The organism is Streptomyces mutabilis (genome assembly GCF_046628145.1).
GTDB classification, from domain to species: domain Bacteria; phylum Actinomycetota; class Actinomycetes; order Streptomycetales; family Streptomycetaceae; genus Streptomyces; species Streptomyces mutabilis.
This window is the reverse complement of sequence record NZ_CP176874.1, coordinates 2,162,064-2,181,853: the sequence shown is the minus strand read 5'-3', so window position 1 is coordinate 2,181,853 and position 19,790 is coordinate 2,162,064. Positions and strand designations below refer to the sequence as shown.

Here is a 19,790-nt window from a genome sequence, read left to right as displayed (position 1 = left end):
AGTATTCCGCGCGTCTCATTCCCTGGGCACGGGGCGGGAGCCCCCGTCCGACCCCGTAATGTTGAGGCCGTGACCGTGAACGCTAAGACCAGCGCGAGCGCTGGCAACACCTGGCGAGACCTGCCCGCGGCGCAGCAGCCCGAGTACCCCGACACCGAGGCTCTGCGCGCAGTGATCGCGGACCTCGAGTCGTATCCGCCGCTCGTCTTCGCGGGCGAGTGCGACCAGCTGCGCGCCCGGATGGCGGCCGTCGCCAAGGGAGAGGCGTTCCTCCTCCAGGGCGGCGACTGCGCCGAGGCCTTCGACGCGGTGTCCGCGGACCACATCCGCAACAAGCTCAAGACCCTCCTCCAGATGGGCGCCGTCCTCACGTACGCCGCCTCCGTGCCCGTGGTGAAGGTGGGCCGGATCGCCGGCCAGTACTCCAAGCCGCGCTCCAAGCCCACCGAGACCCGCGACGGCGTCACGCTGCCGACGTACCGGGGCGACTCGGTCAACGGCTTCGACTTCACCGAAGAGGCCCGGATCCCGGACCCCGAGCGGCTCAAGCGCATGTACCACGCCTCGGCCTCCACGCTGAACCTGGTGCGCGCCTTCACCACCGGTGGCTACGCCGACCTGCGCCAGGTGCACGCCTGGAACCAGGACTTCGTGAAGTCGTCCCCGTCCGGCCAGCGCTACGAGCAGCTGGCCCGCGAGATCGACAACGCGCTGAACTTCATGCGGGCCTGCGGCACCGACCCGGAGGAGTTCAAGACCGTCGAGTTCTTCTCCTCGCACGAGGCGCTGCTGCTCGACTACGAGTCGGCGCTCACCCGCGTGGACTCGCGCACGGGGCAGCTGTACGACGTCTCGGCGCACATGGTGTGGATCGGTGAGCGCACCCGGCAGCTGGACCACGCGCACATCGAGTTCGCCTCGCGCATCCGCAACCCGATCGGCATCAAGCTCGGCCCGACGACCACGGCCGAGGAGGCGCTGCAGTACATCGAGCGTCTCGACCCCGAGCGCGAGCCCGGCCGGCTGACCTTCATCGTCCGCATGGGCGCGGACAAGATCCGCGACAAGCTCCCGGAGCTGGTGGAGAAGGTCACCGCCTCCGGCGCCACCGTCGCCTGGATCACCGACCCGATGCACGGCAACACCTACGAGGCCGCCTCCGGCCACAAGACGCGCCGCTTCGACGACGTGCTCGACGAGGTCAAGGGATTCTTCGAGGTCCACAAGGCGCTGGGCACCCACCCGGGCGGCATCCACGTGGAGCTGACCGGTGACGACGTCACCGAGTGCGTGGGCGGCGGCGACGAGATCTTCGTCGACGACCTGCACCAGCGCTACGAGACGGCCTGCGACCCGCGGCTCAACCGCAGCCAGTCGCTCGACCTGGCGTTCCTGGTGGCGGAGATGTACCGGGACCAGTGACGGTCGGCCCCCGCCGGGGCCGGTGAATGGGGCGCGGGTCACACACGATCCGCGCCCCGTTCCCTTTTGTCGATCTTGCGTGATGGGTAAGGTTAGGTTTGCCTCACCGATCAGTCGGGCCCTCCGGTCGTCGGTACGGCACGACCTTGTACCCCGCTCGGGAGGTGAACCGCGTGTTCGTCTGCAGCTGCTTCGGTGTCACCGAGGAACAGGTGAAGAGCCACGCGGAAGCCGGCGCCTGCACGCCCCGGCAGATCGCCTCCGCCTGCAAGGCCGGCACCGACTGCGGCGGCTGCGTGCGCCGCATCCAGGCGCTGCTCGGCCGGGGTGCCTGCCCCCGCCGGCAGCTGGCCGACCAGGGCGAGCCGGTCCTCGCGGAGCTGCCCGAAGCCGCCTAGGGGCGGGTCTCAGAGCGAGCCGGGGCCGGACGCGTCCGGCTGGGACTGCTCGATGACCGTCGACAGGTACAGCGACTCGCCGAGCTTCTCGATCAGCTCCAGCTGCGTGTCCAGGTAGTCGATGTGGTGCTCCTCGTCGGCGAGGATCGCCTCGAAGACGTTGGCCGACGTGATGTCGTTCTTGGCCCGCATCACCTCGACGCCCCGGCGCAGCCGGTCGATCGCCTCGACCTCGATCTCCCGGTCGGCCTGGAACATCTCGGTCACGCTCTGGCCGACCCGCACGTGGAACAGTCGCTGGTAGTTCGGCAGGCCGTCCAGGAGCAGGATGCGGTCGGTGAGCACCTCGGCGTGGCGCATCTCGTCGAAGGACTCGGCGCGCGTGTACTTCGCGAGCTTGGTCCATCCCTTGTGGTCCTGCAGCTTCGCGTGCAGGAAGTACTGGTTGATCGCCGTGAGCTCGGCGGTCAGCTGCTCATTCAGGAACTCGATGACCTCGGGGTCGCCCTGCATCGCTTGACGCTCCTTCGAACGGGAACTGGCGTGTTGCGCCGCATGATTGCACCGGCTTCCAAGATCGTCCAGTAAGTCTAGACTTAGTAAGTAAGTACAGGCTTAGTCCATTTTGTTCCTGTTGCCCGAATGTAAGTGGGGCGGGTCGGGGGCATCGGTCCGGGTCTGTCAGGATGGAGGCATGGGTCAGCCGGTGGAACACGGATCGGGAGAAGGCGGTTCGGAAGGAGCGTCGCGGTTCGAGCTCCCACCGGGACAGCGACTGCAGCGCGGCTGGCCGGTCACCCATTACGGACCGGTTCCCAAGTTCCGCCCCGAGCGCTGGGAGTTCCGGGTCTTCGGCACCACCGCCGACGGTGAGAAGCACGGCTGGACCCACGACGAGTTCACCGCCCTGCCGTACACCACGGTCGTCGCCGACCTGCACTGCGTCACGAAGTTCAGCATGCTCGGCTCCGAGTGGGGCGGTGTCCCGGCCACCACGATCCTGGACCTGGCCCCGCCCGCGCCGGCCGTCACCCATGTGATGGTGTGGGCCGAGTACGGATTCAGCTCCAATCTCCGGCTGTCCGACTTCGCCGCCGAGCGCACCCTCTTCGCCACCCACAAGGACGGTGAGCTGCTCACCGCCGAGCACGGCTTCCCGCTGAGGCTGGTCGTGCCGCACCTGTACGCCTGGAAGGGCCCGAAGTGGGTGCGCGGCATCGAGTACATGACCGCCGACCGCCGGGGCTTCTGGGAGGAGCGCGGCTACCACAACATCGGCGACCCCTGGCGGGAGCAGCGCTACTCCTACCAGGAGGAGCCCGGGGACGGCCCCGAGCTCTGACCGGCCTTACGGCTCCGGCCCGGCGGGTCAGCCGTCCCGAAGCTTCTTCAGCCGCTCCACGTCCGCCGCGTGCCCCTCCTTGCCGCCGGGGGTCTCGATGACCAGCGGCACGCCCTCGGTCGCCGGGTGGGTCATCAGCGCGCGGAACGGGTCCTCCCCGATGTGTCCGACGCCGATGTTCTCGTGCCGGTCCTTGTGCGCGCCCGCCACGTCCTTGGAGTCATTGGCGTGGATCAGCTTCAGCCGGCCCTCGCCGACCGTGTCCACCAGCGCGTCCAGGGTCCGGTGCATGCCGGACGGCCCGGTCAGGTCGTGCCCGGCCGCGAAGATGTGGCAGGTGTCCAGGCAGACGCCCAGCTTCGGGTGGGCGTCCAGCGCCTCGAAGTACGGCCCGAAGTCCCAGGTCCGGGAGCACAGGGAGGCGCCCTGGCCCGCCGTCGACTCCAGCAACAGGTACGGGTCGTCCTCGTGGGTGAGCTCGTCGAGCAGCGGAAGCATGTGCTCCCGCACCTGCTTCAGGGCCACCGACCTGTCCCGCCCGCCGGTCGCGCTGCCGGTGTGCACGACCACCCCGAGCGCCCCGATCGCCCGCCCGCGCCGCAGCGAGTGCCGCAGCGACTCGACCGACCGCTCCACCGTCGCCTCGGTGTGCGAACCGAAGTTGATCAGATACGGGGCGTGCACGTACGCCGGGAGCGACCCGGCCGCGCAGGCCTCGCGGAACGCCTCGTCCTGCTTCGGGTTGCCCGCCGGCGTGGCCCAGCCGCGCGGGTTGGCGACGAAGACCTGCACGGCCTCCGCCCGCAGGTCACGGGCGTAGGACAGGCCCACGGAGTGCAGGCCGCCGGCCACGGGGACATGACCCCCGACGGGGTTGCGGGGAAGGCCGGGGGCGGGGGAGAGGGCGGGCCGTTGACTGTTCACCCATTCAGGGTGTCATGCGCTCCCACGCGTTCGGACCGTGAGAGCCGTCACCTGATGGTGATCTTGATGGTGGAGCCCTTGGGCGCCTCGTCCCCGCCCTCCACGGACTGCTCCTTCACGGTGTCGCCGAACAGCCCGAGCAGCCCGCGGTCCTCGTCGACGTCGAAGCCCGCGTCCTTCAGCGTCCGCTTGGCGTCGTCCACGCTGTCGCCGACCACGTCCGGGACCTCGATCATCTCGGGGCCCTTGGAGACGGTGAGGGTCACCGTGTCGCCCTCGGCGGCCCGGCTGCCCGAGCCCGGCGTCTGGCGGGCGACCTGACCCTTGTCGTACTCGGAGTTGACCTGCTTCTCGGCGACCTTCACCTTCAGCCCGGCCTCGGTCAGCTCGGCCCTCGCGTCGGCCAGGTCGTCGCCGGTGACGTCCGGGACGTCGATCGGGCTGCCCTTGCTGACGACCAGGGCGACCGCGGAGCCCGCGCGCACCGTGGTGCCCGTCTTCGGCTTCGTGGAGATCACGAAACCCTTCGGCACCTCCTCGCTGAACGCCCGGGTCACCATGCCCGGCTCCAGCCCCTCGTCCTTCAGCACGGTCCGCGCCCGGTCCAGCCTGTAGCCCTCGACGTCCGGCAGCTTCACGGTGTCGGGGCCGTCGGAGACCGTGAGCGACACCGAGTCGTTCTTGCGGATGCGGGTGCCCACCGAGGGGTCGGTGCTGATGACCTTGCCGCGCTCCACGGTGTCGCTGTAGGCGTGCTGGACCTTGCCGACGTCCAGGCCCGCCTCCTCCAGCCGGTCCCGGGCCTGCGCCTCGGTCTTGGAGAGCAGCGCGGGCACCTTGGTGAACTGGCCGGAGTTGATGTACCAGACGCCCGTGCCGACGCCGAGCACCAGCAGGACGGCCACGACGACCGCCAGCGGGCCGCGCCGCATCTGAGGCCCCCGGCGCCGGGGCGGGGCCGACGGGGGAGCGGTCAGGCGGCTGGTGCGGTTCACCCCGTCCGCGGGGTGGCCGCCGTCGCCCTCGTCCTCGTTGACCGGCAGCGGCCGGGGCATCGTGAGCGCGCGGGGGATCACGCTCGTGCGGTCCTCCGCGTTGTCGTGCTCCCCGGGGAGCGCCTGCGGCGGCACCGCGTCCAGCTGCTCCTCGGTGAGCGCTCCACGGGCCTCCCGTGTCAGCGCGAGCAGCGCCACGGCGTCGTGCGGACGGATCTCCGGGTTGCGCGCGGTCGCCGAGGCGACGAGCTCGTCCAGCTCGTACGCCATCCCGGGCACGGCGGCCGACGGCGGCGGCACGTCCTCGTGCAGGTGCTTGTAGAGGACCTGGGCCGGGGAGTCACCCTCGTGCGGCTTGCCGCCGGACAGCATCTCGTACAGCACGACGCCGCACGCGTACACGTCGACCCGGGGGTCGGCGGCACCCTGCTCGATCTGCTCGGGCGCCAGGTAGGAGACGGTGCCGAGGACGGCACCGGTGGTGTTCGTGACCGTGTCCACGGCCCGGACCAGGCCGAAGTCGGCGACCTTGACCCGGCCGTCGTCCCCTATCAGCACGTTCTCCGGCTTCATGTCCCGGTGCACGAACCCGGCCCGGTGCGCGGCGCCCAGCGCCGCCAGCACCGGCTCCAGGATGTCCAGCGCGGCCCGGGGGCGCAGCGCCCCGCGCTCGCGCAGCACGTCACGCAGGGTGCAGCCGGCGATGTACTCCATCGCCAGGTAGACGTACGCGCCCTCGGCACCCTGGTCGTACACCTGGACGACGTTGGGATGGTCGAGCCGCGCCACCGACTTCGCCTCGCGGATGAACCGCTCCACGAACGTGGCGTCGGCCGCGAGCGTCGGATGCATCACCTTCAGCGCGAGCACGCGGTCCAGACGGGTGTCCACGGCCCGGTAGACCGTGGCCATCCCGCCGACCGCGATCCGCGCCTCTACGCGGTACCGGCCGTCGAGCACCTGCCCGACGAGAGGGTCCTGGAGGGTCGTGTCCACGCAGCGAGTCTACGAGCCACCACGGACACCCGGCGCCGCCGCCGGTGACCGGCCCCCGTACTGCAGCGGACCTGTGACGCATCCCACGCAGGACCGTGGCCCCCGGGCGACGGACCACGAACGGTGAGCCGCCGACGGCGACGGACCTCCACGGGCGAGGCCCGCCTTGCCCGACCGGAAACGGGTAGTGCCTGGGTGGGAGACCAGGACGGCAGGACAGCGCAGGGCTACTGGAACGCGGGCCGCTCCGGATCGAGCACCGCCAAGCCCTCCGCGGGAGAGGACGCCTCGGCGAACCGCCGCCGCGGAATCCGCCCCGCCAGCCGAGCCGACCGCCCCGCCTCCACCGCGGAGCGCATCGCGGCGGCCATCAGCACCGGTTCCTGCGCCCGCGTCACCGCCGATGCCAGCATCACCCCGGCGCACCCCAGCTCCATCGCCAGCGCCACGTCCGACGCCGTACCCGCCCCCGCGTCCAGGATCACCGGCACGCGCGCGTGCTCCACGATCAGCTCGAAGTTGTGCGGATTGCGGATCCCCAGCCCCGACCCGATCGGCGACCCGAGCGGCATGACCGCCGCGCACCCGACGTCCTCCAGCTTCCGCGCGAGGACCGGGTCGTCGTTGGTGTACGGCAGCACCGTGAACCCGTCGTCGACCAGCGTCTCCGCCGCGTCGAGCAGCTCGATCGGGTCCGGCAGCAGCGTGCGCTCGTCGGCGATGACCTCCAGCTTCACCAGATCGGTGCCGAGCGCCTCACGCGCGAGCCGCGCGGTGAGCACGGCCTCTCCGGCGGTGAAGCAGCCGGCCGTGTTCGGCAGCACCCGGATGCCGAGCTTCTCCAGCACCGACAGCACCGACCCGTGCACCGAGGCGTTCACACGCCGCATCGCGACCGTCGTCAGTTCGGTCCCGGAGGCCACCAGGGCCCGTTCCAGCACGTCGAGGCTGGGCGCCCCGCCCGTACCCATGATCAGACGGGACCCGTACGACGTACCGCCGAGGACGAAGGGATCGTCGGCCATGGTCAGCCTCCTTGGACGGCGGTGAGAACTTCGACGCGGTCGCCGTCGGCCAGCGCGGTGGCGGACCATCGAGCGCGCGGGACGACGGTTTCGTTGAGGGCGGCGGCCACACCGGACGGCGCCGTGGTGAGCGTGCCCACCACGGTGTCCAGGACCGTGCCGGGAGCCACCTCGCGCGGCTCGCCGTTGACGGAGATGTTCATGCGGGCTGCTCCGAGAGTGCGGGGGCGGCGCTGAAGCGCCGGGGGGTGAAGGGGCGGGCCTCGGCCGGCAGCTCCCCCGTGGTCAGGGCGTGTGCCATGACGTCGCCGGTGACGGGGGTGAGCAGGACGCCGTTGCGGTAGTGCCCGGTGGCCAGCTGCAGGCCGTCCAGACCGGTCGGGCCGAGCAGCGGCGCGTTGTCCGGGGAGCCGGGGCGCAGACCCGCCCGCGTCTCCGTCAGGGGCAGCTCGGTGATGCCGGGGACCAGCTCGTGGGCGTCGCGCAGCAGCTCGTAGACGCCGCCCGCGGTGACCGTCGTGTCCCAGCCCTGCTCCTCGCTGGTGGCGCCGACGACCAGCTCGCCGCTCTCCCGGGGCACCAGGTAGAGCGGGTTGCCGCGCACCACGGCACGCACCGTCCGGTTCAGCAGGGGCCCGTGCGTTTTCGGCATCGTCAGCCGCAGCACCTGCCCCTTCACGGGCCGCACCGGCGGCAGCAGGTCCTCCGGCACGCCGCCCAGCCGTCCGCTCAGGCTGCCGCCGGCCAGGACCACCTGCCCGGCCTCCAGGGCCGTGCCGTCGGCCGTGACGACGCCGGTGGCCCGCTCTCCGCGTCCCACGGTGAGCCGGTCGGCCCGGACGCGGTGGAAGGCGACGCCCGCCCGTTCGCAGGCGGCCACGAGCGCGGCGGCCAGGCGCCGGGGGTCGATCTGGTGGTCGCCGTCCACCCGGAGCCCGCCGCGCACGCCCGGCGCCAGCATCGGCTCCAGGCGCCGGCACTCACGCCCCGACAGCCACTCCGACTCCAGGCCCGAACGCTGCTGGAGCGCGTGCAGCTCCCGCAGGTGGGCGCGGTCGTCGGCGTCCAGGGCGACGGCGAGGGTGCCGCACCGGCGGTAACCGAGGTCGTGGCCGGTGAGGTCGGCCAGCTCGGCCGCGAACCCGGGGTAGCGGCGGGCCGAGGCGAGGTTCAGCGCGAGCAGCGTCTGCTCGCCGTAGTGCAGTTCCGTGACGGCGGCCAGCATCCCGGCCGCCACCTGGGCGGCGCCACCGCCCGGTTCGGGGTCCACGAGGGCCGTGGCGAGCCCGCGCTGCGCGGCCCGCCACGCCGTGACCAGGCCGATGATGCCGCCCCCGACGACGAGGACGTCGGGTGCAGGGGACGACGTGTGCGGTGGTGACGACATGGGCGTCCAGCCCCTCCCTTCGCCGGCATGACCCGGATCAGGTTCGTACGGTCGGAGGCCGCCAGCCTCCCTCTCAGCCCGGTGCGTCCGGGCTCCCGCGAGTGCTTTACGTTGGCCACCCTAGCCCGCAGCACATCGCACTCGTAAGGGAGCCTCCACCCGTGGCACGTTCGCTCGACGGTCTCGTCCTCGCCCCCGTCGCCGACCAGGCGCCCGGCCAGGTGGGCACCCGCACCCGCTTCGCCTACCACGAGCAGGACGGCACCGTGTGGGCCGAGTACGCGGGCGGGGACGTCGTCCGCGGCCACCTGGTGGGCACCCGGGAGGGCGACCGCCTGGACTTCCGGTACGTGCAGCTCAAGACGGACGGCAGCACGTCGTCGGGGCACTGCGTGTCGACCGTCGTGGAGCTGCCGGACGGGCGGGTGCGCCTGGACGAGACCTGGGAGTGGGAGTCGCAGCGGGGCAGCGGGACGAGTGTTGTGGAGCAGGTCACTGCGCACGAGCGCTGACTGACATTCCGTCAGGTGTCTAAGGTGATCAGGTGAGCGAGCAGACGCAGGACCCGGAGCAGGTCCCGGAAGGGACGCGGGAGCGCGGAGCGGACGACCGGCGCGGGGTCGTCGTCGTCGGCGCGGGCATGGCGGGGGTGCAGACCGCGGTCGCCCTTCGGGAGCAGGGCTTCACCGGCCCCGTCACCCTGATCGGCGCCGAACCGCACCAGCCGTACGACCGTCCGCCGCTGTCCAAGGCCGTCCTGCTCGGCACGGCCGAGGGCTCCGCCTTCGACGTCGACTTCGAGGCGCTCGGCATCACGCTGCGGCTCGGCTGCGAGGCCCTGGGCGTCCGCCCCGGCGAGCACGTCCTCGACACGTCCGCGGGGCCCTTGCCGTACGACTTCCTGGTCCTCGCGACCGGCGCGGAACCGATGCGGCTGCCCGGAGCCGAGGGCGTGCCCGGGGTCCACCTGCTGCGCACCCTGGACGACGCCGAACGGCTGCGCCCGGTGCTCGCCCGGCAGCACGACATCGTGGTCGTCGGCGCGGGCTGGATCGGCGCCGAGTTCGCCACCGCCGCGCGGGAGGCGGGCTGCGCGGTGACCGTGGTGGAGGCCGCCGACCGGCCGCTGGCCGGAGCGCTGCCCGCGGAGGTCGCCGAGCCGATGGTGCGGTGGTACGCCGAAGCGGGCGCCGTACTGCGCACACGCGCGCGCGTGGCGGGCGTCGAGCCCGGCGGCGGCCCGGAGGAGCCCCACCACGTGGTCCTGGACGACGGCTCCCGGCTGCCCGCCGGCGCGGTCGTCGTCGGCATCGGTGCCCGGCCCGCCACCGCCTGGCTGGCCGGTTCCGGGATCGCCCTCGGCGCTCACGGCGAGGTCCTGGCCGACGACCGCCTGCGCGGCTCCGTCCCGGACGTGTACGCCGTCGGCGACTGCGCGTCCTTCCCCTCCGGCCGCTACGGGGAGCGGCTGCTCGTGCACCACTGGGACAACGCCCTCCAGGGCCCGCGCACGGTCGCGGCCGGCATCCTCGGCGCGGCCACCGGCGAGGTCCCCGAGCCTTACGATCCGGTGCCGTACTTCTGGTCCGAGCAGTTCGGCCGCTTCGTCCAGTACGCCGGTCACCACACGGCCGCCGACACCACCGTGTGGCGCGGCGATCCCGCGGGCCCCGCCTGGACCGTCTGCTGGCTGCGCGAGGACCGCCTGGTGGCTCTGCTGGCGGTGGGACGCCCCCGGGACCTGGCGCAGGGCAGGAAGCTGATCCAGGCGGGCACGGCGATGGACCCGAGGCTGCTGGCCGACCCGGCGAAGCCGCTGAAGGCGGCCACGGCGTAGTCCGGCTTCCGACTGTCAGTGGCAGATGGCAGGCTTGAGGCGTGACCGAGATTGACGCAAAGATCGATGCTCTCGTGCCTGCCTGGCTCACCGTCCCCGACATCGCCGAGATGCTCGGTGTCGAGGTGACCCGCGTGCGCCAGCTGATCAAGGAAGGCCAGCTCATCGCCGTACGCCGCGGTGAGAACCGCGCGCTGCACATCCCCGCGGCCTTCATCGACGAGGACAAGGTCGTCAAGGGCCTGGCCGGCACCCTGACGCTGCTGCGGGACGACGGCTTCACGGCCGAGGAGATGCTGGAGTGGCTCTTCACGCCCGACCCCTCCCTGCCCGGCACCCCCGCACAGGCGCTGAGCGAGAACCGCGGCACGGAGGTGAAGCGCCGCGCCCAGGCGCTCGCCGTCTGACCTGACCCCGCCGCCCCGGCCCGCGCGGGCCGGGGCCCACGGCCGGGAAGGCCGCCCAGGCTCCTCCGGGGGCCACCTCGGGGCTGCCACCGACGCGTCGTACCGTGGGCGGCGCCCCCGCGATCCTCCGTCCGAGGTCCTCGGGGCGCCGCAGCCCGTCAGCCGAGGCGTGCGGTCCACCGCGGGCCCACGCCGTACACCAGGGGGACACCCGCATGCCCGACACCGCCGCGACCGCACGCGCCCGGCTCGCCGACGCCCGGCTCTACCTGTGCACGGACGCCCGCCGCAGCCAGGGCGACCTGCCCGAGTTCCTGGACGCGGTGCTGGCCGGCGGCGTCGACATCGTGCAGCTGCGGGACAAGGGCATGGAGGCGGCCGAGGAACTGGAGCACCTGAAGGTCTTCGCCGACGCCTGTGCCCGCCACGGCAAGCTCCTCGCGGTCAACGACCGGGCGGACGTCGCCCACGCCGCCCGTGCCGACGTGCTGCACCTCGGGCAGGGCGACCTGCCGGTGCCGGCCGCCCGCGCGATCCTCGGCGACGACGTGCTCGTCGGCCGCTCCACGCACGCCGAGTCCGAGGCCGCCGCCGCGGCCGCCCAGGACGGCGTGGACTACTTCTGCACCGGCCCCTGCTGGCCGACGCCCACCAAGCCCGGCCGCCACGCACCCGGCCTCGACCTGGTCCGGTACACGGCGTCCCTGGGCACCGAGCGCCCGTGGTTCGCCATCGGCGGCATCGACCTCGGCAACCTCGACGAGGTCCTGGAGGCCGGCGCCCGGCGCGTCGTCGTCGTCCGGGCGATCACCGCGGCGGACGACCCCGGCGCGGCGGCGGCGGAGTTCGCGAAGCGGCTGCGACAGGCGTAGGGCCATGACGCCGGCCCGCCCGGCGGGGGACGATTCCCGCCCGGCCGGGGGCGATGCGCTCCGGGCCGGGGACCATTCCCGGCGCGTGCCTCGGGCATGTGTCCAAGGGGTGGACAACAACTCGACAATGCGGACAAATATCCCGCATCCGGTTGGGTGACCGCCACCCCGTGGCTAACCTGCCCGTATGGCCCTCGGAACCGCATCCACCAGGACTGATCGCGCACGCACCGTGCGTGACATCCTCGCCGCCGGCAAGACGACGTACTCGTTCGAGTTCTCGGCGCCGAAGACGCCCAAGGGCGAGAAGAACCTGTGGAGCGCGCTCAGGCGGGTCGAGGCGGTCGCACCGGACTTCGTCTCCGTGACCTACGGCGCCGGCGGTTCCACGCGCGCGGGCACGGTCAAGGAGACCCAGCAGATCGTCGCCGACACCACGCTGACGCCCGTCGCCCACCTCACCGCGGTCAACCACTCCGTCGCGGAGCTGCGCAACATCATCGGCCAGTACGCCGACGCCGGGATCCGCAACATGCTGGCCGTGCGCGGCGACCCGCCCGGCGACCCGATGGGCGACTGGGTCCCGCACCCCCAGGGGCTGACCTACGCGGCCGAACTCGTCGAACTCATCAAGGAGTCCGGCGACTTCTGCGTCGGCGTCGCGGCCTTCCCGGAGATGCACCCGCGCTCCGCCGACTGGGACACGGACGTGGCGCGCTTCGTCGACAAGTGCCGGGCCGGCGCCGACTACGCCATCACCCAGATGTTCTTCCAGCCCGAGTCGTACCTGCGCCTGCGCGACCGCGTCGGCGCGGCCGGCTGCGACACCCCGGTCATCCCGGAGATCATGCCGGTGACCAGTGTGAAGATGCTGGAGAGGTTGCCGAAGCTCAGCAACGCCTCCATCCCGGCCGAGCTGAAAGAGCGGATCCTCGCAGCCAAGGACGATCCGGCGGCTGTACGCTCGATCGGGATCGACTTCGCCACGGAGTTCTGCGCGCGGCTGCTGGACGAGGGTGTCCCCGGACTGCACTTCATCACGCTCAACAACTCCACGGCGACGCTGGAAATCTACGAGAACCTGGGCCTGCACCACCCACCGCGGGCCTAGACCGGCCGCACATACTTACGACACACTGCGTTGCGGCCACTGGGAGAGGGGCGTACATGGGCTGGACGGTCCTCTACATCGCGTTCGGCATCGTCGCGCTGTGGCTGCTCGGTGAGGTGCTGCTGCAGTACAAGGCACGGCTGCGCTGGCGGCTGCTGGCCTTCGGCGGCTTCGTCGGCGTCGTGGCCGGTGTGCTGCTGTCCAACGTGATCGTGATCGGGCTGGGCGCCGCCGCCTTCGCGGTCGGTCAGACCTACGTGACGCTGTCGTTCCGCCGCGGCTTCGAGGCCGGCTGGGCGGTCAACGCCCCGGCGAGCCTCGTCGGCAGGCGCGCCCGTCCCGAACGGGGCCGCCGGGAAGCGACGTTGGAGGTCTCCGGCCTCGAAGCGGCCGACACCGGCCACGAGGCGTACGACCGCGACGCGCACGACGCCTACGACGACCGCGCACAGGGCCACGGGCCGGGCCAGGGAGGCATCCCCTACGGCCACGACGACCCCGACCGCGACGACGTCTTCACCCCGGCCCGCCCCGTCGACCCCGGCGCGGCGGAGACCACGGCCGTCTACGAGCCGCTGCCCATGCCGGACGACACCGGTTCCTACGGCGTGTACGGCGACACCGGCTACGCACACGGCCAGCAGGCACCGGCCGCGGCGGCACACGGCGCCGACCCGTCCTACGCCTACGACTACCCGGGCCACACCCAGCAGGGATACGGCTACGACGCCGGGGGCCAGCAGTACGCCGCCTACTCCGACCCGTACATCGGCACCCACACCTACGGCGGCGCGGCGTACGACACCGGCGGCTACGACACGGCGGCCGGGCAGGGCTACGGCCAACAGCAGGGCTACGCGCAGGACCAGTACGCCACCGGCACGACCGGCGGCTACGGCGGCGAGACCCCGGCCGGCGGTGTCTGGGTGCCGCAGCAGCGCAGCACCGACGACCCCTACGGCGGCGAACTCCCGCCGGAGCAGACGTACCCGTACCAGGGCAACGGCCAAGCTCAGGGCCAGGGACAGGACTACGACGAGCAGTACCGCTTCTGACGGTGCCTCCGGCGGCCGGTGACCGGTCGCCGGGCGCTCACTGGGAGCCCCGGAACTCCGGCCCCTCCACGACGAGTCCGGCGACCAGCGCCCCCGACATGCCGGCGTGCGGCAGGCCTCCGCCGGGGTGGGACCAGCCGCCGACGGTGAACAGCCCTTCGACGCGCGTGCTGTTCGCCGCGTGCAGCAGGCGTCCGCCGGCTCCGGCCAGTGCCGGCACCGGCACCGCGCCGTCCGTCACCCCGGTCGCCGAGGCGATGTCGGCAGGGGTGCGCACCTCGTGCCACAGGAGACGGTCGCGCAGGTCCGGCACCGCACGCTCGGCGACGCCGATCAGGTGCTCCGCGTGGCGGGCGAGCGCTTCGCTCGCCGCCCGGTCCGGCTCGCCGCCCAGGGCGGGCACCACGGCGGTGAGCGTGACCGCCTCGTGGTCCGGGTCCGGAACCAGGCCCGGATCGTCGGGCCGCATGACCGTGACGGTCGGCCGCGCGGCCATGGCGGGCGCCGTGCCGAACAGGCCCTCCAGCTCCGCCTCCCGGTCCTCGGCGTGCACCACGGTCCGGTGCGCCGCCCCCTGCGGACGGCCGCCCCGCAGCGCCAGCAGCACCGTCAGCCGGCTCGCCCCGCCGCGCCGCGCCGGCACCTCCCCGTCTCCCCGCACCGTCGAACCCGCGCACAGGCGGTCCAGCACCCCGGGTGCCACCCCCGCGACCACGAACTCCGCCTCCGCGACGCCGCCTTCGGCCAGCTCCACGCCCGCCACCCGGCCGTCCTTCGCGACGATCCCCGTGACCTCGGTGCCGAAGCGGAACTCGACCCGGCGGGCCAGACACCGCTCGTACACCGCCCGCGCCAGCTCTCGCAGTCCGCCACCGCGCACGTACCACATGCCGAAGGCGTACTCCATGTACGGCAGCACGGCCGCGTTGGCCGGGGCGGTCCGGGGATCCAGGCCGTGGGCGAGCGCGTGGCTCTCCAGCAGGGCGGCGAGCCGGGTGTCCCGCAGCTCCCAGGCGCCCACCTCGGCGAGGGTGCCGGCCCGGCGGGTGCGCAGCAGCCGCTTGTGCGGGACCGCGGGATAGGGCTCGCGCTCGGCCAGCACCTCCCAGTTCGGCCACAGGGGCTCCTCGAGGAGCGGGCGGCGCGTCCGGTCCCAGGTCTCCCGGGCCCGCACCAGGAAGTCGCCCCACCGCCGCCCGGCGTCCGGACCGAGCGAGGCGTCCAGGGCCGCGAGGACGCCGGCCCGCGAGGCGTTCGGCAGCGCGACCTCCGTGCCGTCCGCGAAGACGTGCCGGGCGGACGGGTCGACCTGGACCAGCTCGACGCAGTCCTCCAGGGGCTCCTTGCCGGTCTTGACGAACAGATCCCGCCAGACCGCGGGCAGCGGCAGCAGTCCGGGGCCGGTGTCGAAGGAGAACCCGTCCCGCTCGAAACGGCGCAGCGCACCGCCGTACGTCGTCGTCCGCTCGTACACCGCCACCCGGTGGCCCGCGACGGCCAGCCGGGCGGCGGCCGCCATCGCGCCCATCCCGGCGCCGATCACCGCAATCCGTGCCATGCCGGCGACTTTATCGGCCGCCACCGACAGACCCCGGCCGAGGGTCCGGAGTCCCGGAGGGGCCGTCTTCGGGACGCCGGAGGGTCGGGGGCCGGGCGACGACCGGGCGGCCCGGGGAGGGGGAGGCACGAGTGGCGGAAGGGCCGCGGCCTGCGGTGACGGTCGGTGTCGGGCCGGAGCTGAGTACCGCGACGGGCGCGCCCGTGACCGGTCGGCGGACCGCCGCCGTGAGCCGGGGTGCGCACGCCTGAGTACGTGTACCTACCCGGCCGGATGAGTACCCGCGCGGATGGGACGCGACCTGCGAGAACGAGAGAGTGGAGGCACGGAGAGGGGCACGGCTCCGGCACCGGCGACACGGGGTGCCGGAACGGAGCCGGGCCCGCGATCCGCTCCTTCCGCCGGCCGCGGTCGGCGGGAGCGAGGCACGGGGGAACCCGGGGGAACGACCGAGGAACGGGGGTTCCGACGGGGGGACGTACGGGGGAACGAGAAGGCGCCGGTCCGACGGCGGCCCGCGGGGGACGCGGCCGCCACGGACCGGCGTTCTTCATGCGCGAGCGGCCCTCCCGGCCGCCCACGACGCGTCAGGGGCGGCCGCTCACGCGCCCCTGGAGCAGCCGGGAGAGGGCCGCGTGCACGTCGTCCAGGGAACGCTCGGGCTGGAACGACTTCCAGTCCAGCGCCGCCACCAGGACCATGCCGACCAGGGCGGCGGCGGTCAGCGGCACGTCGATCTCGTCGCTGAACTCCCCGCTCGCCACCCCGTCGCGCAGCACGCCCTCCACCACGGCCACGGCCTCCTGCCGGACCACCAGCAGGGTGGACTGCCAGGCCCGATTGGTGCGCCACAGCTCGGCCACGTACAGCTGGGTGAAGGCCGGGTAGCGGTCGATGAAGACGAGCCCCGCGCGGATCATCGCGTCCAGGGCGTCGACCCGGCCGCGTCCCTCGCGGGCCGTCCGCTCGGCGGCCTCCCGCAGCGACGCGGTCAGGAGGCCGACACCGTGCCGCAGCAGCTCCTCGAAGAGGACGGACTTGCTGGCGAAGTTGTAGTACACCGTGCCCTTCGCGACCCCGGCGCGTTCGGCGATCTCGTCCACGGTGGTGGCGGAGAAGCCCTGCTCGGCGATGAGGGTGACGGCCGCCTCGTAGAGCTTCTGCCGGGTGGCCTCGCGACGGCCGCTGCCGTGCGAGGCGGCGCTGCTGCTTTCCATGGTCCCGATTGTCACAGCACCCGCCACGGGCACGTCACCGCAGGGCCGGCGGGGGGTCACAGGCTCAGCTCCGGGTGCAGCCGGTCGAGGGTCCACACCTGCCGGCGGCGGGCCGACAGCGCGGTCAGCGCGAGGGCCGCCGCGGTGAACGCCGCGAGCACCACGCACGCGTGCCACACCGGTTCCAGGCCGCCGCCCGTGATGAGCCGCCTGAGGGCCTCGACGACGTGGCTCATCGGCAGGAAGGGGTGCAGCGCGTTGAAGAAGCCCGGACTGGTCTGCACGGGGTAGGTGCCACCCGCGGACGTCAGCTGGAGCATCAGCAGCGCGAGCACCAGGATGCGGCCCGCCGCCCCGAAGCGGGCGTTCAGCCACTGCACGATCGCCGCGAAGCAGGCCGTCACCAGGAACAGGAAGCCCACCGTCCCGGCCGCCCGGACCATCTCCAGGCCGACCGCCCAGTGCAGCACCGACATCAGGGCCGCCGTCTGCAGCACCCCGAGCGCCACCACCGGCAGCCAGCCCGCGAACGCGATCCGCCAGGCCGACGCCCCCGCGGCGAGCGCCCGCCGGTTCATCGGCGGGATCAGCATGTACGCCACCATGGCGCCGACCCACAGGGACAGCGGGATGAAGTACGGGGCGAAACCGGTGCCGTAGTTGGGCGCCTGGTGCAGGGACTCGGAGGCGAGCCGGACCGGGTCGGCCATCACCCCGGTGCGCTCGTCCCGCTCCCGTTCGTCGTAGTCGGGGATCTTCCCGGCCCCGTCGTGCAGACCGCCGGCGAGCTTCTCGGAGCCGTCGGCCAGCTTGAACATGCCGCCGTCCAGGTCGTCGGCACCGGTACGGAGCTTGCCGACGCCCTCGTCCAGGTCCTTCGCGCCCGTCTTGGCCGTGCCGATGCCCTTGTGGAGCTTCTCGGCACCGTCGGCGACCTTCCCGGCGCCGGTGTTGAGGTCGTTGACCTTCTTGACGGCGTCGTCGAGGTCCTCGGAGAGGTTCGGGGCGCGGTCGGCGAGGGCCTGGGCCTGCTTCTCGAGGGCCGCCAGGTTCTTGTCGAGCTTCTTCAGCTCCTCCGCGCGGTCGGTGACCAGGACACTGACGTCGTCGGCGACCGTCGCCACGGCGGCCGCCGCGTCCCTGGCCTTCTCCAGGTCGGGGCAGGCGGCGTCGGGCAGCGCCGGGTCCTCGCACCGCGTCCGGTACACCCCGGCCAGCGCGTCGGACTCCGCGTGGGCGTCCTTCGCGGCGGCAGGGGCTTTCTTCACCAGGGCGTCCAGGTCCTTGCGGAGCGCGCCGGAGGAGTCGGCGACGAACTGGGCCGTCTCGCCGATGGTCTTCTCGTTGTCCTCCAGGAAGGGCCCCACCCGGCCGGCCGCGGCGTTGACCTTGTCGGCGAGCTTCTCGGTGCCGTCCGCGACCTGCTTGGAGCCCTTCTCCAGCTCGCCCGCCTTGGTGTCGAGCTTCTTCAGCCCCTTGGACAGGTCGCCGCTGCCGTCCTCGGCGTCCTTGAGCCCGTCGGCGAGGTCCTTGGAGCCCTTCTTCGCCTTGCCGATGCCGCCCTTGAGCTCGTCCGCGCCCTTCGCCGCCTTCACGGTCTCGCCGTGGATGTCGGAGAAGGAGATGAAGATCCGGTCGAGGAACGACCGCGACGCCTTGCTGGAAGCCGCCTCGCGCACCTCGGCGAAGACCGTCCGCGAGATCTGCCCGACGATGTAGTTGTTGGCGTCGTTCGTACGGACCTGGAGGGCGCCGGTCTCCGGCGACTCGCCCGCGCTGGAGGCGATGCGGCGGCTGAAGTCCGCGGGCATGGTGAGCGACAGGTAGTAGGTGCCGTCCTCGACGCCGCGGCGGGCCTCGGCGGCGCTCACCTCGTGCCAGTCGAAGACCTCGCTCTCACGCAGCCCCTCGGTGATGTCGTCGCCCGCCGTGAGCTTCTCGCCGTCGGCGGTGGCTCCCCGGTCGTCGTTCACCAGCGCCACGGGGACGCGGTCGAGGCGCCCGTACGGGTCCCAGAACGACCACAGGTACAGGGCGCCGTAGAGCAGCGGCAGCAACAGCAGCGCGACCAGCGCGGCCCGCGGCAGCCGTCCGCGCCCGAAGCGCCGGAGCTCAAGCGCGGCCAGTTTCGGCGAGCGCATCGGCGGCCTCCTTCGTCGCGTCGTCGGTGTCGTCGTCGGTCTCGTCGTCCGTGACGGTGTCGCCGTCCGTCGTGGTGCCGTCCCCCGTGACGGTGTCGCGGTCCGTCCCGGTGTCCGGTCCGGGGACCGCGGGGACCTCGCCGGTCCCTCCGCCGTCTCCGGTCCCGTCCGGCTCGTCCGTCGCGCCCGGCCCCGTGGAGACGGCCACCGCGCCCTCGGGCGCCTCGCTGCACACCGCCACGACCGTCGTGCCGGACGCGGCGATCGAGGCCAGCAGGGACCAGACCGCGGCCCGCTCGGCGGCCGACAGCTTGAGATCGGTGTCGTCGACACCGAGCAACCGCGGGCGGCCGATCAGCGCCAGGGCGATCGACAGCCGCAGTGCCTCCGTGCGCTCCAGGTCCCGTACGGCGGTACGGGGTCCCTTGGGCAGCGTGTCCAGGTCGAGACCGGCCGCGTCCAGTGCCGCGTCGGTCCGGAGCCGTGCCCTCGCCGCCCGCTCCGCGCGGGGGAGCAGCAGGCCGCGCACCGAGTCGCCGAAGCGGCGCTGGAGCAGTGCCCGCTCGCGCAGGTGCTCGGCGACGGTCAGGGCCGGTTCGAGATCGGTGACACCCGGCACGTGCGCGAGCGCGCTGATCCGGCGCAGCGCGGACATCTGCCGGGGCAGCCGCAGGCCGCCCACGGTCGCCGTGCCGTCGGTCGGCCGCATCCGCCCGGTGAGCGCGAGCAGCAGGCAGGTGCGGCCCGACCCGGACGGCCCCTCGATCGCGATCAGCGCGCCTGGCTCCGCGTCGACGCGGACGCCGCGGAACGCCCAGCCGCGTGGCCCCCTCAGCCCGAAGTCCCGGGCCGTCACCGCGAGCCCGTGCGGACCGTCCACCTCGTCTCACCCCTCGCCATCTTTTGAACTGACTGGTCAGTGCAAAAGCTAACCCGAACCTACGATCGAGGCAAAAGTGCAGGTGTCCGGTCTCCGCGTACCTGGCGAGTGTCCGCTGTAATTGGCGAGCCGCGCGTCGCTCGTCTCGGTGAACGTGGCGAAGTTGGCGAGCGGAGCGGGACACCGCGCCCTGATGGGCCGTTAGGCGAGGCCAGGCAGGTCG

The 19,790-nt window shown here is 72.9% G+C and carries 19 protein-coding genes and 1 riboswitch; of the genes, 9 read left to right on the top strand and 10 right to left on the bottom strand.

Going from position 1 to position 19,790, the window contains the following annotated elements:
* Positions 1-69 precede the first annotated feature (69 nt).
* Entirely contained in the window at positions 70-1,422 is a 1,353-nt protein-coding gene (locus ACLIN4_RS09660) for a class II 3-deoxy-7-phosphoheptulonate synthase (protein WP_100044181.1), read from the top strand.
* A 164-nt stretch (positions 1,423-1,586) separates the two neighbouring features.
* Positions 1,587-1,820, top strand: coding sequence for a (2Fe-2S)-binding protein (locus ACLIN4_RS09655; RefSeq protein WP_073723846.1), 234 nt, complete (start codon positions 1,587-1,589; stop codon positions 1,818-1,820).
* A gap of 9 nt (positions 1,821-1,829) precedes the next feature.
* Here ACLIN4_RS09655 and bfr read toward each other — a convergent pair whose 3' ends face one another.
* Positions 1,830-2,333, bottom strand: a complete 504-nt coding sequence (gene bfr / locus ACLIN4_RS09650; RefSeq protein ID WP_019327969.1) for a bacterioferritin — start codon at positions 2,331-2,333, stop codon at positions 1,830-1,832.
* Between the two features lie 181 nt (positions 2,334-2,514).
* Between bfr and ACLIN4_RS09645 the strand changes: the two genes are divergently transcribed.
* Positions 2,515-3,162, top strand: a complete 648-nt coding sequence (locus tag ACLIN4_RS09645) for a sulfite oxidase-like oxidoreductase (RefSeq protein ID WP_100044179.1) — start codon at positions 2,515-2,517, stop codon at positions 3,160-3,162.
* Positions 3,163-3,189: 27 nt separating this feature from the next.
* Here ACLIN4_RS09645 and ACLIN4_RS09640 read toward each other — a convergent pair whose 3' ends face one another.
* The 5 genes from ACLIN4_RS09640 to thiO all read right to left on the bottom strand — a co-directional run bounded on the left by ACLIN4_RS09640 (position 3,190) and on the right by thiO (position 8,489).
* A complete protein-coding gene (locus ACLIN4_RS09640) occupies positions 3,190-4,086 on the bottom strand; it encodes a deoxyribonuclease IV (RefSeq protein WP_411575670.1) in 897 nt (298 codons plus the stop codon).
* A 47-nt stretch (positions 4,087-4,133) separates the two neighbouring features.
* Positions 4,134-6,077, bottom strand: coding sequence for a Stk1 family PASTA domain-containing Ser/Thr kinase (pknB, locus tag ACLIN4_RS09635; protein ID WP_411575669.1), 1,944 nt, complete (start codon positions 6,075-6,077; stop codon positions 4,134-4,136).
* A gap of 227 nt (positions 6,078-6,304) precedes the next feature.
* Entirely contained in the window at positions 6,305-7,102 is a 798-nt protein-coding gene (locus tag ACLIN4_RS09630) for a thiazole synthase (protein ID WP_269960070.1), read from the bottom strand.
* A 2-nt stretch (positions 7,103-7,104) separates the two neighbouring features.
* The gene (gene thiS, locus ACLIN4_RS09625; RefSeq protein WP_100044175.1) at positions 7,105-7,305 is read right to left on the bottom strand and encodes a sulfur carrier protein ThiS; all 201 of its coding nucleotides are present in this window, start codon (positions 7,303-7,305) and stop codon (positions 7,105-7,107) included.
* Positions 7,302-8,489, bottom strand: a complete 1,188-nt coding sequence (gene thiO, locus ACLIN4_RS09620; protein ID WP_290013170.1) for a glycine oxidase ThiO — start codon at positions 8,487-8,489, stop codon at positions 7,302-7,304. The genes thiS and thiO overlap by 4 nt, the downstream gene beginning before the upstream one ends.
* Positions 8,487-8,598: riboswitch (TPP riboswitch) on the bottom strand. Its footprint overlaps the gene before it by 3 nt.
* A 52-nt stretch (positions 8,599-8,650) precedes the next feature.
* Here thiO and ACLIN4_RS09615 point away from each other — a divergent pair.
* The 6 genes from ACLIN4_RS09615 to ACLIN4_RS09590 all read left to right on the top strand — a co-directional run bounded on the left by ACLIN4_RS09615 (position 8,651) and on the right by ACLIN4_RS09590 (position 13,771).
* A complete protein-coding gene (locus ACLIN4_RS09615) occupies positions 8,651-9,001 on the top strand; it encodes a hypothetical protein (protein ID WP_100044173.1) in 351 nt (116 codons plus the stop codon).
* A 32-nt stretch (positions 9,002-9,033) separates the two neighbouring features.
* The gene (locus tag ACLIN4_RS09610) at positions 9,034-10,326 is read left to right on the top strand and encodes an NAD(P)/FAD-dependent oxidoreductase (protein WP_381913547.1); all 1,293 of its coding nucleotides are present in this window, start codon (positions 9,034-9,036) and stop codon (positions 10,324-10,326) included.
* Between the two features lie 41 nt (positions 10,327-10,367).
* Complete coding sequence (locus tag ACLIN4_RS09605; RefSeq protein ID WP_100044171.1) at positions 10,368-10,733, top strand: Rv2175c family DNA-binding protein; 366 nt, start codon at positions 10,368-10,370, stop codon at positions 10,731-10,733.
* A 215-nt stretch (positions 10,734-10,948) separates the two neighbouring features.
* Positions 10,949-11,605 (top strand): thiamine phosphate synthase, encoded by a 657-nt coding sequence (gene thiE, locus ACLIN4_RS09600; RefSeq protein WP_289903855.1) that lies wholly within the window; start codon positions 10,949-10,951, stop codon positions 11,603-11,605.
* Between the two features lie 187 nt (positions 11,606-11,792).
* Positions 11,793-12,716, top strand: a complete 924-nt coding sequence (metF, locus tag ACLIN4_RS09595; RefSeq protein WP_107477425.1) for a methylenetetrahydrofolate reductase [NAD(P)H] — start codon at positions 11,793-11,795, stop codon at positions 12,714-12,716.
* A gap of 56 nt (positions 12,717-12,772) precedes the next feature.
* Complete coding sequence (locus ACLIN4_RS09590; RefSeq protein WP_290013169.1) at positions 12,773-13,771, top strand: hypothetical protein; 999 nt, start codon at positions 12,773-12,775, stop codon at positions 13,769-13,771.
* Between the two features lie 37 nt (positions 13,772-13,808).
* Here ACLIN4_RS09590 and ACLIN4_RS09585 read toward each other — a convergent pair whose 3' ends face one another.
* The 4 genes from ACLIN4_RS09585 to ACLIN4_RS09570 all read right to left on the bottom strand — a co-directional run bounded on the left by ACLIN4_RS09585 (position 13,809) and on the right by ACLIN4_RS09570 (position 19,567).
* Complete coding sequence (locus ACLIN4_RS09585; protein WP_107477423.1) at positions 13,809-15,329, bottom strand: phytoene desaturase family protein; 1,521 nt, start codon at positions 15,327-15,329, stop codon at positions 13,809-13,811.
* 587 nt (positions 15,330-15,916) lie between these two features.
* Positions 15,917-16,546, bottom strand: coding sequence for a TetR/AcrR family transcriptional regulator (locus tag ACLIN4_RS09580; RefSeq protein ID WP_100044166.1), 630 nt, complete (start codon positions 16,544-16,546; stop codon positions 15,917-15,919).
* A gap of 56 nt (positions 16,547-16,602) precedes the next feature.
* Positions 16,603-18,687: a YhgE/Pip domain-containing protein gene (locus ACLIN4_RS09575; protein ID WP_290013167.1), complete on the bottom strand. Its 2,085-nt coding sequence runs from the start codon at positions 18,685-18,687 to the stop codon at positions 16,603-16,605.
* Positions 18,659-19,567, bottom strand: a complete 909-nt coding sequence (locus ACLIN4_RS09570; RefSeq protein WP_107477422.1) for an ATP-binding cassette domain-containing protein — start codon at positions 19,565-19,567, stop codon at positions 18,659-18,661. Before ACLIN4_RS09570 ends, ACLIN4_RS09575 begins: the two co-directional genes overlap by 29 nt.
* Positions 19,568-19,790: the final 223 nt, after the last annotated feature.